10 protein-coding genes are annotated in these 15,969 nt (G+C 30.5%); 8 read left to right on the plus strand and 2 right to left on the minus strand.

Translation table 11 applies throughout. From position 1 onward, the window contains the following. Positions 1-153: 153 nt before the first annotated feature. The 8 genes from ABNT65_RS02985 (at position 154) to ABNT65_RS03020 (ending at position 14,754) form a co-directional block, all read left to right on the plus strand. Positions 154-2,025 (plus strand): hypothetical protein, encoded by a 1,872-nt coding sequence (locus tag ABNT65_RS02985; protein ID WP_348747133.1) that lies wholly within the window; start codon positions 154-156, stop codon positions 2,023-2,025. A gap of 186 nt (positions 2,026-2,211) precedes the next feature. Beyond that, on the plus strand, positions 2,212-7,812 hold the full coding sequence (locus ABNT65_RS02990) for a hypothetical protein (protein WP_348747134.1): 5,601 nt from the start codon (positions 2,212-2,214) through the stop codon (positions 7,810-7,812). Positions 7,813-7,892: 80 nt separating this feature from the next. Continuing rightward, positions 7,893-9,542: a hypothetical protein gene (locus ABNT65_RS02995; RefSeq protein ID WP_348747135.1), complete on the plus strand. Its 1,650-nt coding sequence runs from the start codon at positions 7,893-7,895 to the stop codon at positions 9,540-9,542. Positions 9,543-9,549: 7 nt separating this feature from the next. Further along, a complete protein-coding gene (locus tag ABNT65_RS03000; protein ID WP_348702309.1) occupies positions 9,550-10,416 on the plus strand; it encodes a hemagglutinin protein in 867 nt (288 codons plus the stop codon). A gap of 38 nt (positions 10,417-10,454) precedes the next feature. Then, positions 10,455-10,619: a hypothetical protein gene (locus ABNT65_RS03005; protein ID WP_348702308.1), complete on the plus strand. Its 165-nt coding sequence runs from the start codon at positions 10,455-10,457 to the stop codon at positions 10,617-10,619. 15 nt (positions 10,620-10,634) lie between these two features. Next, entirely contained in the window at positions 10,635-12,866 is a 2,232-nt protein-coding gene (locus ABNT65_RS03010) for a T9SS type A sorting domain-containing protein (RefSeq protein WP_348747136.1), read from the plus strand. Between the two features lie 10 nt (positions 12,867-12,876). Next, complete coding sequence (locus tag ABNT65_RS03015; protein ID WP_348702305.1) at positions 12,877-13,035, plus strand: hypothetical protein; 159 nt, start codon at positions 12,877-12,879, stop codon at positions 13,033-13,035. A gap of 72 nt (positions 13,036-13,107) precedes the next feature. Next, complete coding sequence (locus ABNT65_RS03020; RefSeq protein ID WP_348747137.1) at positions 13,108-14,754, plus strand: tetratricopeptide repeat protein; 1,647 nt, start codon at positions 13,108-13,110, stop codon at positions 14,752-14,754. Between the two features lie 92 nt (positions 14,755-14,846). Here ABNT65_RS03020 and ABNT65_RS03025 read toward each other — a convergent pair whose 3' ends face one another. Both ABNT65_RS03025 and ABNT65_RS03030 read right to left on the minus strand, forming a co-directional pair. Beyond that, complete coding sequence (locus ABNT65_RS03025; protein WP_348737241.1) at positions 14,847-15,263, minus strand: phosphoribosyl-AMP cyclohydrolase; 417 nt, start codon at positions 15,261-15,263, stop codon at positions 14,847-14,849. Further along, entirely contained in the window at positions 15,257-15,892 is a 636-nt protein-coding gene (locus ABNT65_RS03030; protein ID WP_348702302.1) for a DUF1826 domain-containing protein, read from the minus strand. Before ABNT65_RS03030 ends, ABNT65_RS03025 begins: the two co-directional genes overlap by 7 nt. Positions 15,893-15,969 lie beyond the last annotated feature (77 nt).

Here is a 15,969-nt window from a genome sequence, read left to right on the forward strand (position 1 = left end):
ATCGGTTGCAAGATACATCAATTAGATTTTTTCATTACTAAAATTATTATTTTTGGAAGAAATAAACTCATAAAAAAGTATAAACAGAACCTAAAATTTAGGTACATTTATTATAACTGACCAATGGGAATTTATAAATTAAAATCTAGGATAATGCTAAAACAACTTTTACCATATTTCCTCTTAGTTCTTACGTTAACTTCTGGTTACACACAAACCAAAATAGATTCATTAAAAAGTGCTCTTGAAAATACTAATGATAAGGCCTCTCGTTTAAGTACATTGGATGCTATAACTAAAGCATTAAATAGAAGTAACACTCAAGAAAAAGAGAGGTATTTAAGCCAATATCTTAAGTTAGCTGGCAGTTTAGATGAATATGATTTAATGGCATCTAAGTCTCGTTTTTTAATACAACATTACATTTATAATGGTAAATTAAAAAAGGCAAAAACATTGTGTGACTCTTTATTAGGCTATACATCTAAATTTAATAAATTAGACACTGAGGCGCATTTACTTTTAAAAAGAGGTGCAATTTTTTTTGCTGAAGAAAAATTTAAGAAAGCTAATGAAGATTACACAAAATCTCATGATCTTTTTATGAAAAGTGGAGATTCTATTTATGCTGCTGATGCGTTGTTTTTCAGCGCACAAGTTAGTACAGATTTAAATGAGTTTGTAGATGCTGTAAATAGATATAAAGCTGCATCTGATTTATATGAAAAATTAGGAGACAACCAGTACGCACTGATGGCAGGGGCTGAATTAATATCGTTATATAATGTAAATGGATTTTTAGAAAAGAGTATTGAAGAAAATGAACGCTTAATTAAAAAGGCAATAGCAAATAAAGATTTCAATTCTCAAGCTCTTTTGTTAGGTCAAAGAATATCAGCATATAGCAAACAGAAAAAGTTTGATAAAGTTCGTGAAGCTATAGACCAACTAATTAAAATTACGAATAAGGATTTGGAAGAGTCTTGGCAAGGCTATTATTCAGTTTTTATTTTAGTTAATGAATTACAGTACGCAATTAATACCAATAACTTAGAAAAAGCCAAGATATTTATTTTACAATTAAATGAGTTTGTAAATAGCAAAAAAATACCTAGTTATATTGAAACTGATGTTTTACATGTAAAGGCGAATTATTATGATGCTATTGGCGATACAAAAAAAGTACTCCCTATTTTAGAAAAACTGTTATTTAATAATGGAGCAAAAAGCCATACAGATGTAGAGCTAAAATCCAGACAGAAATTAGCAGATATATACCATCAAAAAGGAAGGTTTAAAGACGCTTTAGAGCTTTACAAAGTGAATACTTTGATTAAAGACTCTATTTACACAAGTCAAAAAAACAATGCCTTTTTGTACTACCAAACAGAATATGAAACGGAACGTAGGTTAAGAGAGCTAACTGAGCAAGATGCAGAAATTGAAAAATTAGAAGCAGATAAAGTATTAGTAGTTACCAAACGTAATTATCAACTTGCAGGTATTATTATTATCTTTCTTATCGCCATTAGTTTTTTCTACTATAGATACAAACAAAATATAAAAGAACAGGCCTATCAAAACTTGTTACTCAATAATAAAATAGCTACGAAAACAGAAGAGATTAATGGGCTTCTTTCTGAAACAATTCAACACATAAAATCGAAAGAACGTATAGCGGAAAACCTTAAAAAATTATCTAATGAAACCGAAGGTATTACACTTTCAAGTATTATAGCTGATTTGAAAGCAGATAAATTAGAAGATTCTAAAATTCTGGTATTGAAAAAGAATATTGAAATACTCAATTATGATTTTGTGAAGAGCTTAAAAAGTTTACACCCTAATTTAACCAAAACAGATATTGAAGTTTGTTCTTTTATAAAAATTGGGCTTTCAAGAAAAGAAATTTCCAGTTTAAGAAAGACTAGTATAGATGCTATAAAATCGACTCGATTTAGACTAAAAAAGAAGTTAAATCTAACCTCAAAGGATTCTTTGGATGAGTATATTCGCTCCCTATAAAATCTCGTTTTACTAAAATAATAGCACTTTTAAATTTTAAGAAGGGTGCAAAAAAAACACCTAAACCCCTTGTAAAATAGGGGTTTTGTTTTTTTGCACCCTATTTTGCACCCCTTGTTTTCTTTTAAAAAAATTAAAAATGAAATAGTATTGCACTGTATTTGAACTCAAATCCATTAAACGAACATGAAGAAAAAAATACTTTTTATAGCTATTATATTTTCACTATTGAGTTATAGTCAAAATAATTGTTCTCTTGATGAAGCTAAATTCTCAGGAATAGTTACCACAACCAATGTTGGTGCTGCAAAATTTAAAGCCAGTGATGCTACTTCAAATTATAGATTTGGAGAACGTGTTGCTATTGATGGAAACATTGCTGTAACAGTGTCAAGAAGTAATAGTGTTGAAGCAGGAAAAGTTTATGTATATATTAATGATGGATCGGGAAATTGGTCTCAACAAACCATATTAACGGCAAGTGATGGATTTGCTGGAGACAACTTTGGTTCTTCAGTAGCCTTAGAAGGAAATTACTTAGTGGTAGGAGCACGTTCACAAACAAATGAATCAGGTATAGACACAGGAGCTGTTTATTTATTTGAATACAATGGTTCTAATACTTGGACAGAAGTAGCAGTATTTGAACCTAGTGATGGAAGTTCTGGTGATCGTTTTGGAGAATCCGTTTCTATTGAAGGAAACTTAATTCTTGTTGGAGCTAGAGATGGTTCTGTAGGAGGATGTGCTTATTTATATGAAAATGATGGAACGAATACATTTACATATTCAGAAACAAAACTAGAACCTCAAGTACAGTCTAATTATTCGGGGGCAAGATTTGGTTATGATGTATTGGTTAAAGATGGTCGTGCTTATGTTGGTGGGCCTGCGGATTATTCTTCTGTTGGTAGAGCTTCTGCTGGATCAGTTCAAATATGGGATCAAGCGAATGATGGATCTTGGTCGCGAACACACAGATTAAGAGGTACAGAAACCTCTGAGTATTTTGGTAGTGCTATTAGTGTTGATGGAGATTATTTAGCTATTGGTGCATATAATTTTGAAGTATCCTCTACACCTGAAGCTGATCAAGGTAGAGTGTTCGTGTATGAAGCAGATATAAATGGCGATTATTTAGACGCGAACAGAGTAATGGTTCAGAATGATGATAAGGACAGTTATAATGACCAACGTTTTGGAACAGATGTGGTAATAGATAATGGTTTTTTATATGTCGGAACTTTTGGAAATGGATCAAACAGCACTGATGCGGTTTATATTTTTAAAGATAACGGTACTAATAACTGGACACAAATAAGTAAAATAATTTCTGGCGCAGGTTGGGATGAATTTTCGAACCGAGCGGTTGCAGTTTCCTACCCAAATCTATTAATAGGGCAGAATGAAGGTGATAGCCCTTCTAATTCGGGAACCATATATTTTGTGTCTTTAGCAAGTGAAGTAACACCAACAGCATCAGTAACAGAAATTACAAGATCGTTAATTAGTCAAAATAACGGGAGTATAAAAGTGAATTTTAATGATGAAGTAACACGTTCAGAAATTAAATTCAGTATAGATGGCGGAACAACTTACCCTTATGTATTTAGTGATGATGCCACGGAAGGAGAGATCACAAATCTAGGAGTGGGTTCGTACCACTTAAAAGCGATATTTAATAACGGTTCTTGTACTTTAGATTTAGGGACTGTTAGTGTAAGTCAAGCACAATACACAACTATTCCAGATCCAAATTTTGAGGCTGCTCTTAATGCTTTAGGATATGATGATATTGCAAGTGATGGACAAGTACCTACAAGTTATATAGATAGCGTTACTAGCCTTGATGTAAATAATCAAAATATTTCTGATTTAACAGGAATTAATGATTTTATAGCTTTAGAGTCATTAAAACTTCAGTATAACAATTTGACATCTTTAGATGTTTCAAGTTTAGTAAAACTTAAAACACTTTGGGCAGCTAACGGAAATATTTTTACTACCATTGATGTGAGTAACAACACAGCATTAGAAGATTTTAGATTAAGGCAATTCAAAGGAACTACCGTAGACTTATCAAATAATATTGCCTTAAAACGTTTTGCTTGTACAAGTTGTGATATTACAAGTTTAGATACTAGCACAAACGTAAATTTATCTTTTTTAGATTTATGGGATAGTGATATCGCTTCAATAGATGTCAGTTCAAATGTAAGTTTAGAAACTTTAGATGTTGCGTATACTAATATAACTTCATTAGACTTATCGTTAAATACAATTTTCAAAAACCTAATAGCTAATGATATATCGTCTTTGACAGTTTTAAATATAAAAAATGGTGCAAATACAAACATAACAGGTTTTAATACTTCTAATACTCCAGTAGGTTGTATTTTAGTTGATAACACTACGTATAGCACAACAAATTGGACAAATGTCGATGTAGCATCTTCGTTTAGTGATACTTATTGCGAATATACTACAATTCCAGATCCAAATTTTGAAGCTCGATTGGAGGCTTTGGGTTACGATGATATTTCTGGTGATGGACAAGTTCCTACTGAGTTAATAAAAACGATAACAAGTTTAGATGTTTCGAATCAATCTATTTCAGACTTAGCAGGAATAGAGAACTTTATAGCATTAGTGGATTTAAACTGTGAAAACAATTCGCTTACTTCTTTAGATGTTAGTAATAATATCAACCTTCAGAGTTTAATTTTTAACGAAAATAACATTGCTACTTTAACCCTTGGAGCTAATACAAATCTAGGGTCTATTACAGGAAAGTACAACCAATTAAATTCAATAGATATAACTCAAAACACGGGGTTAACATTTCTTAATCTTCGAAATAATCCTTTTACTAGCATTGATGTTTCTAATAATCCTTTACTAGAAACTATCAATATTCGCGAATGTACAAATGTTACAAGTTTAGATGCATCTACTAATGCCAACCTTAAGTTTTTGTATTTACAAGATGTTGCATTAACCAGTTTAGATATTTCTCAAAACACACTATTAGAAGTAATTGCTTTAGAACGAAATAATCTTTCTAATCTTGACGTATCAAACAATGCTGCTTTAAGACAGTTAAGAGTATCTGATAATAATTTAAGTCGATTAGATGCTTCGAATAATCCAGCACTTACTCGTATATCTTGTGATAACAATCAGCTAACTTTTTTAGATGTTCAGAATGGAAACAATACAGCAATCATTAATACAGATTTTAATGCAACGGGTAATACTTCATTACGTTGTATTAAAGTAGATGACACTGCATGGAGTACAACGAACTGGACAAATGTTGATTCTGGAATTACTTTTTACAATTCAGGAATTTGCCGTTATACAACTATTCCTGATGCTAATTTTGAAGCAGCTCTTGAAAACTTAGGATATGATGACATTTCAGGTGATGGACAGGTACCTACTCAAAATATTGAAATTGTGACTTCTTTAGATTTAAGAAGTGATGCTATTGCCGATTTAACAGGAATAGAGGATTTCATCGCATTAGTATCACTTAACCTTAAAAATAACAGTTTAACTTCTATAAACCTTACTAATAATACAGTGTTAGAAACACTTGGAATAAGTGAAAACAATTTAACGTCTATTGATTTATCTGAAAATATAAATCTAAAGTCTTTAGATATTGGAGCAAATCCAATAACTGCATTAGATGTTTCAAACAATATAGCATTAACTCGATTAGAATGTCCAGTTACTGACATTACAGCTATTGATGTTAGTAAATTAACGAAACTTACTTTTTTAGAGTTATTTCAAACTGACATTACAACTTTAGATATTAGTAATAATTTAGTTTTAAAAAATCTTATCCTTTACAAAACGAAGTTAACCACATTAGAGGTTTCTTTAAATACAGAATTAACAGAATTACGTATTGACAATACAGATATCACTACTATTGATTTATCAACAAATACAAAGCTTATTGAAGTTAGGGTAAACGGTTCTGATATTACTTCAATCGATTTAACTAATCAAACAGCTTTAACTCAATTTTACGGACAAACAGGAGTCTTAGAGTATGTCAATATCAGGAATGGGAATAATACCAACATTACTAATTTTGATGTTCGAAATAATGATGATCTAACATGTGTTACTGTTGATAATGCATCATATAGTACAACAAATTGGACTGATATTGGTACTTCTACTAGTTTTACAGAAGGTAACTATTGTAATTATACAGCAATTCCAGATTCAACATTTGAAGCAAAATTGGAATCTTTAGGTTATGATGATATTTCTGGAGACGGACAGGTTCCAACTGCTTTAATAGAAGTAGTTACAAGCTTAAATGTAAATGACCTTGGAATTAACGAATTAACAGGAATTGAAGATTTTACAGCTTTAGTAACATTAGAAGCTAGAGGTAATAATTTTACTACTTTAAATGTGAGTAAAAATACGTTATTAGAACATTTATATGTTAACAATAATAACTTGTCATTAATAGATGTAACGAGTAATTTAGTATTAAGAAATTTAAATATAGGATCTAATAGTATTACTTCACTAGATGTATCTAATAATCCAGATCTTAGAGATCTTTGGGTGCAAGGAAACGGAGGATTAACAAGTTTAGATTTGAGTAATAATCTTGAATTAAGAGAGTTATATACCTATAGTTCTGGTGTTTCAACATTAGATCTTAGTTTTCATGTAGAACTTCGAATACTTTCTGCTTACAGAACTTCAATTACTACAATCGACCTTTCCAATAACACTAAATTAAAAGCATTACGAGTTGATGAAACAAACGTTACAGAGTTAGATTTAAGTAATAATCCAGATATTGAAACACTACGTGTCAACAATACAGGAATTACAATACTAGATTTAAGCAATCAAACTAATTTAGAAAAGCTATGGGGACATGACACCAATTTAAGTTACTTAAATGTTAGGAATGGAAACAATACTAACGTGACTACTTTTGAAATAGAAAACAACCCTAATTTAACTTGTGTTTTAGTTGATAACGCTACTTATAGTACAACAAATTGGACAAATAAAGATACTAATACAAACTTCAATGAAACTACATGTGATTATGTGTTGGTTGATATAAAAGTTTTTCTTCAAGGAGCTTATATAAATCCAAATTCAGGAGAAGAAAGTTTAATGCGTGATGACTTAAGAATTGCAAGTGGAGTTTACGGTACTACTTCTCCTTATAGTGATGGAGCTACTATTTCTGATGCTGTTAAGTTAGATGCTGTTGGAGAAAATTCAATGGTAGATTGGGTTTGGGTAGAATTAAGAGAAGCAAATAATCCAAGTGTTATAATTACAGGAAAATCTGGAGTTCTACAACGTGATGGAGATATTGTAGAACCTACTGATGATAGAAATTCTCCACTTTCTTTTAAGGTCAGTTCAGGCAATTACTACATCGTAATTAAACATAGAAATCATTTAAGTATTATGACCTCTTCTGTTATAAGCTTATCAAAAATAACTACATCTATTGATTTTATTTCAAATGATTCTTCTGTAGCTGGAGGTTCAAATGCAGTGGTAAATATGGGAGATGGAGTTTTTGCCATGATTGCTGGAGATGTTGATGAAAACGGACAAATACAGAATATAGATACCAATTCAATAATTCAACAACTTGGAGTTTCTGGATACAATAAAGCTGATTTAGATATGAATGGTCAGGTACAAAATTCTGACATCAATAACCTTTTAAATCCAAACCTAGGAAAAGGTGAACAACTCATTAATTCAATTGACTAAATAATTAATAGAAAATAAATATTTAACCTTATAAATACAGAGTTTATAGAAAGCTCTCTAAAAATTTTAATTTGATTAACATGAAAAAACTAAGTGCTTTTTTATTCTTATTTCTTATTTCTTTAACCTCTTACTCGCAAGCTCCACAGGGGTTTAATTATCAATCAGTAGTAAGAGATGCTTCAGGGAACGTTTTATCAAGTACATCTATCGGTGTACAATTCAAACTGCACCAAACAACAGCTAATGGAACAGTGGTATATACCGAAACACACTCACCAACAACAAATGATTATGGAGTTTTTAATTTGATTGTTGGTCAAGGAACTACAACTGATGATTTTTCAAGTGTTGATTGGTCTACTGATAATTATTTTATTGAAGTGAGTATTGATGTTGCAGGCGGAACAACTTATGTAAGTATGGGAACTACACAATTATTAAGTGTGCCGTATGCAATTCAAGCTAAATATGTAGAAAACGGAGATAATTTAGGAAATCATACTGCTTCAGAAAATTTTAAAACTGACGGGCATTGGATTTCTAATGATGGAGATGACGAAGGATTATTAGTAAACTCTGGTGGTAGAGTAACTACTTCAAACAAATTATTCTTAGGAAGTAATATTAACCTTGATACGCATTGGATTAATGGAGACGGAACTAGTAATAACGGAATTCAATTTGATGCAAGCGGAAATGTAATTACTTCTGCAAAAGTTTCTTTAGGAGGCAATGTGCAGTTAAATGACAACTGGTTATCTAATGATGGAGACAACGAAGGTATTAAAATATTAGATAATGGTACCATAGAACTAACTGGTAATATAAAATTAGCTGATAACTGGATTAATAACGATGGAGGAGACGAAGGTTTACAATTCGATACTAATGGTAATGTAACGTCTTCTGGAACTTTAACTTTAGGAAACAACGTATTATTGAACGGTAATTGGTTATCTAATGACGGAGGTAACGAAGGATTACAGATTGATAATACTGGAAATTTAACTACTTCAGGAAATTTAACTTTAGGAGGAAATTTTCAGCTTAATGGAATATTAACATCACCATCTGAAAACCAAATTTTTGGTACTTATGATAATACAAGTAATCTTTCAAATCTTGATAGAAGAAATGTAATTATTGGATATCAAGCGGCAGAAGGTGCTCAATCTGGAGATAGTAATGTTGTTATCGGATACTTTGCAGGGTATAATTTAAACGGAGACTCTAATGTATTAATTGGGACAGCAGCAGGAGCAGGTGGAACATTTTCTAACCAATTACATATTAGAGATTTAATTTATGGGGAATTTGATAATAGCTTATTACAAGTAAAAGGAGAGTTAAAAGTTGATGAAAACATTGCAACAGATGGAAATATTATTATTGATGAAGATGGTGATGATCTAAGAGCAGCCGGAGCAGCTAATAATGTAGAAATCATTTCTGTAATTGTAGATACTGATGGAACACTAAACTCAAATGTTACCAATTCCTCTGGTATTACGGCCTCTTTATCAGGAAACATATATACCGTAAATTACTCTAATCATTTTTCTAGTGTTCCGGCAATAACAATTACTTGTATTGCATCAACTTCGAAAACTCGAAATGCACAAATTACTTCTCTCGCTCAAGGAAAAGTACAATACTTAGTTAGAAGTTCTGGTGGTGATGCTAAAACTGATGCTATAACTGTTTTGCAAATTATTGGAAAAAGATAATAAGAGTATGAAACAGTTTTTATTTATAATATCATTGCTGATTACTTCTTCTTTGTCTTCTCAAACAATAGAACGAACTGTAATTGGATCAAACGGAACAACTTTAAGTACAGCAAACGCTAGTTTAGATTATACAATTGGAGATTTAGTAGTTACAACAAGCTCAAATGGAAGCAATACATTAACTCAAGGTTTTCAGCAAGAAACTATCGTTTTAAAGATTAAACTTGCTCCTGTAGTTTTTTTACAAGGGCCATTAGCAACTTCAGAAACAACTACAATGGACGATAGTTTAAGAAGTAACAGTTTACTACCAACAACTAGTCCGTATACAGATGCTATTACTTGTGAAACTTCAGTTTTCAATACAACAGGTAACGATGCTATTATCGATTGGGTTTGGATAACCTTACGTGATAAAAATGATAGAACTACCATTCTTGCTAGTCAATCTGCATTAGTACAAGCCGATGGAGATATTGTTGATGTTGATGGAGTATCCGCTTTAAAATTCAATTTGTCTTCAGATAGTTATTACGTAGCTGTAAATCACAGAAATCATTTAGGAATCATAAGTAATTCAGCAATAGCTTTAAACACTAACAGTTCAACATCAGTTAACCTTAGCAATTCTGCCTCTTCTGTTTTTGGAGGAACAAATTCAGTTGTAAATATGAGCAATGGGGTATTCGCAATGATTTCTGGAGATGTTGATGAAAATGGACAGATTCAAAACATAGATGCCAATTCTGTAATTAAGGTATTAGGTGATGCTGGGTATCATAAAGCAGATTTGAATATGAATGGACAAATACAAAATTCAGATGTCAATAGCTTTTTAAATCCTAACATAGGAAAAGGAGAACAATTCTAATACCATTTACAAATAGCGAATAATTTAAAATCAGACGTATGAAGCTAATTAAAACTAAAAGATTTAAAGCTAGGAAAGAGATTAAAAAGTTTGCCTATGTGCCTATTGTTTATCACGGAAATTTTTTCTGGTTATCACAGGTTAAAATAGAAAAATCATTTAATGGAATGTCAATGAAAATTATCAACATTCAAAGAATTTAAAAAACACTCATAGTAATGATAAAAAATATACTTTATTTATTTTTAGTTGTTTTTAATACACAACTATTTTCGCAAAACATTAGTTTTTCTTTTGTAAATGCAAGAAATACTAACGATGGAACCAATGATTTTTATGAAGCAGATATCTACATAGCTTCTGATAGCGACTTTATAGTTGGTTCTGGACAAATTTACTTTAATTATAATATCGAGGCATTTGGAGAAAATGTACATACTAACGGTAACATTGAAATGTTACAACCAGACGGTTCTGTTTTAGCAACAAGCTTTTTTGGAGGAACAGTATTAGCCTATACTTCATTTATTGTAAATGATAATACTACTTCAAGAGTTTCCACTTCTTTTCAACAATTAGCGAGTAGTGGAACTATAGGAATGCCAGTAATAAGCAGTACTCCAAAACATTTATACAGTATTAAAATAAAATATACTGATGTTAGTAAAGATCCAAATGTTTCTTTTGAAACTGGTGGTGTTTTTCTAGATCAATTTTATACTGCTTGCGGTCCAGCTACTGTTGTAGCTTTAGGAACTGCTGATTGTACTAAATATTCAGGAACTCAAATTACTGGAGATAATTATGATTCATCAGGAGCAGCTTTACCTACTAATGTAAATTGGACGGGGAGTTCAAGTGCTTTTTGGGGAGTTACTTCAAATTGGACTGATACAGCAATTCCTAATGTTACTAATAATGTAACAATTCCTGACGTAACTAATGATCCTATTGTAAACTCAGGTAATTATAGTGTTAATGACTTAACAATAGCTACAGGTGCTGATCTTACTATTGACACGAATGGTACTTTAAATGTAAATGGTAACTTAAATAGTAGCGGTACAATTGCATTAGCATCCAATACAAGTAATAGTAGTGTTTTTATTGTAGAAGGAACTACTTCTGGTCAAGTTACTTTTCAAAAAAATGGATTAATAGCTAACCAATGGAATGTGATTACTGCATCTGTTAGTGGGCAAAGTATAAAAGAGTTTGCAGAAAATGTAGCAAATGATATTCGCGTAAACAATTCTGTTTCTCCTAAAAGGTATGCTATTGCTTATTATGATGATAGTAATACAAATGGAGCTAAATGGGTATATTATACAGCTGATGATTTAAGTACCAATGCACTTACTTTTGAAGTAGGAAAAGGGTATGCCATTTCTAGAGCAACAGACGGAGGCGTTTCTTTTACAGGTAGTATAGAAACAAATAATGTAACAGAAACAGTTGCAGAAAACCAATGGAATGCTCTAGGAAACCCTTACACAGCTTACCTGCCAATTAATGAAAATTCTGGAGCAAATTTTATACAAGATAATTATAGCAAGTTTGATGCTTCTTTTGTAGCAGTGTATAGTTGGGATGCTTCTCAAAATAAATACACACCTAAAACTTTAGTTGATTCTGAAAGTAAATTAGCACCGGGAGAAGGTTTTTTTATTAAAACTGGTTCTGGCGAAACTAACGTCGTTTTTAATGAAAATCAAAGAGGTGTAGCTGTTTCTGGAGGAGGATCTATGAGGCTTGAAAGCACAAATGCATCATACCCTAGTATAGAACTTAAAGCTTCTATAAAAGGAACAATGGTTACTACAAAAATTTTATACACAGAAACTGCTACAAAAGGTTTAGATGCTGGTTATGACATAGGAAATTTTGAGGCAGCAAATTTTGATGTATTTACACAATTAGTAAGTAATGAAACCAAGCACAATTACACAATTCAATCTTTACCAAATAGTGATTATGACAATATGGTAATACCAGTAGGTTTACTTGCTGAAGATGGTACAGAAGTTGAGTTTTCAGTTGCTACCAATAAATTACCAACAGAGATTACTATTTATCTAGAAGATAAGGTAAAGAATACATTTACAAATCTTAGTAATACAAACTATAATGTTACAATAGAAGAAGAAGCTCATAAAAGAGGAAGATTCTATTTACATACCATTTCTAACACATTAAGTATCGAGGATTCAAGTTTGAATTCTGAAAACATAGACATTTTCAAGTCGGCAAATAAAGAGATTACAATTACAGGAATTCAATCAAAAGCACACATAAAAGTATATTCAATAATAGGAAGAGAAGTATTAGATACTCAAATAGAATCCAATAGCTCTTCAAAAATTACTTTACAAGGCTTTTCTTCTGGTATTTATATTGTAAAACTACAGTCAGAGGATGCAGAAGTTAGTAAGAAAATAATTATAGAATAGTAAATAAATTATGAATAAAAATCAACATAAAATAACTCGAAAAGAAGCCATAAATAAAATAGGGAATTATGGTAAATATACTGCATTAACAGCTTTAGGTACTTATTTATTGTTAAATCCAAAAAAAGCACAGGCACAAAGTCCTGAAGCACCAGGAGAAGGATTTTAAACTTTTAAGGGGATTTTAAAGGTCAGTTCAATTATTGGCTGGCCTTTTTAGATTTTTTACTTTTAAAAAACTATGCGTAAACTATTTTTAATACTGTATTTATTATTTGGGAGTTTGGTTTTAAATTCTCAAACAAAAATAGATAGTACGCTTATACAATTAAAAACAAAAGTTGAAAGTGCAAATACAGATTCTTTAAAGGTAGAAGCTCTGATTAAATTATGCGGTTATCAAAGAAAGAGAGATTACAATAAAGTAATTATATATTGTAATCAAATACATAGAATTCTTAAAAAAGCAACCTATGATACTAGGGTGCAACTAGCAAAAACATATGGTCATTCAGGTATTTATAAAAGAAGAAAAGCAGATTATGTTGGTGCTTTAAAAGATTACCATTCTGCTGAAAAAATTTACATCAGTATGAATGATACCATTCGGCTTTCAAGTATTTATCATAATATAGGTTTCATATACAGAGTTCAAAAAGAATATAATAAATCCATTAAGTTATTTAAAAAAGCAATAACAATAAACAAGCATAATAAAAGGCATAAAGCTCTTGGAAATAATTACAGCATGATGTCTATATGCTATAAAAATTTACATAAAATTGATACCGCTTTTTATGTTATAAATAAAGCTATAAAGTATTTTGAGTTGGATAATTATGAAGAAGGTAAACAACAGGCTATTTCCAATAGAGCGTCTTTATATTCTGTTCAAAAGAAATATAATGAAGCACTTTTGGTTTATTTGAATTATTTGGACTATGTAAAAAGTATAAATAAAAAAAGATCCATAATTAAAACACTCACAAATATTGCTAATGTTTATTTATTACTTGAAGAATATGATAAAGCCTTAAGTTATGCTAATGATAGTATAGAAATGGCAATTTCAGAAGATACCAAACAATACCTTCATGATGCTTATACAATTAGGAGCAAAATATACAAAGCTATGAATAAGTATGACCTTGCTTTTAAAGATATTGTAAAGTACACTGAAATTAATGTAGAAATAAATAGTATAAAAAAAGCAAGAGAACTAAGAGCGATAGAAGTACTACATATTTATGAAAAACAACGATTAAAAGATAGTTTGAGTAACGCTCAAGAGAAGAAAGATTTACAAATTAAATCAAGAAACTCACAACTAAAAATACAATTGTATAGTAGTATAGTTTTGATTGTTAGTTTACTAGTGATTATAGTTTTTTATTTTGGTTATAAATACTATAAAAAACATCACCAAAAAGAGCTTCCAGTTAATACAGAAAAATTAATTACTGATTTTGATATTGATAAAGAAAAAACAGAAAAGTTAAGGACAAAAACAATACAACATTTTGAAACTAGGGAAAAATTTACCCCAAAACAGACTAATCCTTCAAAATTAATAAGTAATTATTCTCTTGAAACGATTCTTCAAGATTTAAAAGAAGAGGCTTTTGTGGGTGATAAAATAGAAAGCCTAAAGAATAATATAAAAAAACTTAATGAAGATTTTTTAAATAGATTAAAAACGAAACACCCACAGCTTACTAAAACAGATGTTGAGGTTTGCTCTTTTATTAGAATAGGACTTACAAGGAAAGAAATATCTATTGTTAGAAAAACAACACTCGAAGCTATAAAGTCAACCCGTTTTCGATTAAAAAAGAAACTTGAATTAAGCAAAGAAGACAAATTAGACAACTATATTCAAAATTTGTAGTAAAATAATAAAGTCTAATTTTAATTCTCAGTTTGTAATGAGTTTTGGTAGAGTAGGAGTGATAATAACTAATAATATCTATAAGTTTCTTGTTATTGCATATCTTCAATAAATTGAAGGTTACTTTGTTCCATATTTAACTCTCTGTAAAAACAAGCCTTTCGGTGTTTACCTTGTAAATTGTAGGTATGACAAACTCCGTCACCTAATAATGTAACTTGATATACAAGCGCATCTTGATCACAATCAATAAGTATTTTATCAATTCTTAAAAAATCACCAGAAGTTTCTCCCTTTGTCCAAAGTTTATTGCGAGAAGTACTCCAAAATGTAGCTTTTTTGGTTTCAAGTGTTTTGGTTAATGCTTGTTTGTTTACTGAGGCTAACATTAAAAGCTGACCAGTTGTTGTTTCTTGTACTGCAACAGGTAATAAACCACCTCGTTTGTCAAATTGAAGGTCTAGACGTTGTCCTTCTTCCAGTTCTATTTTATCCTCTTTAATCAACATGTTTTTAAAAAATTAGTAGTATCAATACGCAGTAATATTCTTTTTTCACCATTTTCTTCAATAGTTGGGCTGCGATGCACAGCCGCTTTTGTTTTTTCTTTATAAACACTTCCTTTTAAAATAATCACAGCTCCAGTTTGAGCTTGTTGTATATTATTTTCGTTAATAACAATAGATTCATTTGCTTTATAGGTATCCAAAGCTTTTCGGTTGATATTATCTTCTGTCAACCATAAAGTACCAGGACCACTATAGGTACAAAGCATTCGTAAATCGTTAACATCTGTATGGAATTTTCTACACATGTTAGTATTTATAGTTTCTATTAGCAATTGAAAACTATTAGTACCAGTGACTTTACTAAAAAGGATTAAACTATTTTTAATATCCTTATATGTTAAGTAGAATTTATTAGGGGTAATTATTTTTGCTACCTCATTCAAAATGTTGCTAATACTTCCAGATCCTATTACACTAATATCTTGTTTCAATAAGTTATTGATTTCTTCTTGTAAGGAATCGATGTTCCTATTGTAAATAGCTACATTTATATCCTTTTGATGAATTTTTTTTAATATATCAGGAGTTGTTCCTGTTATCCAGTTTTTAATTACTGTTGTGGGTTTCATGCTTAAGTGTTTAAACACTATTGTCTTAGTGTTTTGGATTTGAATTAATGCGATTAAGTTGCAAAAATAATTGATTA

The sequence above is a fragment of the Tenacibaculum sp. 190524A02b genome, assembly GCF_964036645.1.
Lineage (GTDB): Bacteria > Bacteroidota > Bacteroidia > Flavobacteriales > Flavobacteriaceae > Polaribacter > Polaribacter vairaonense.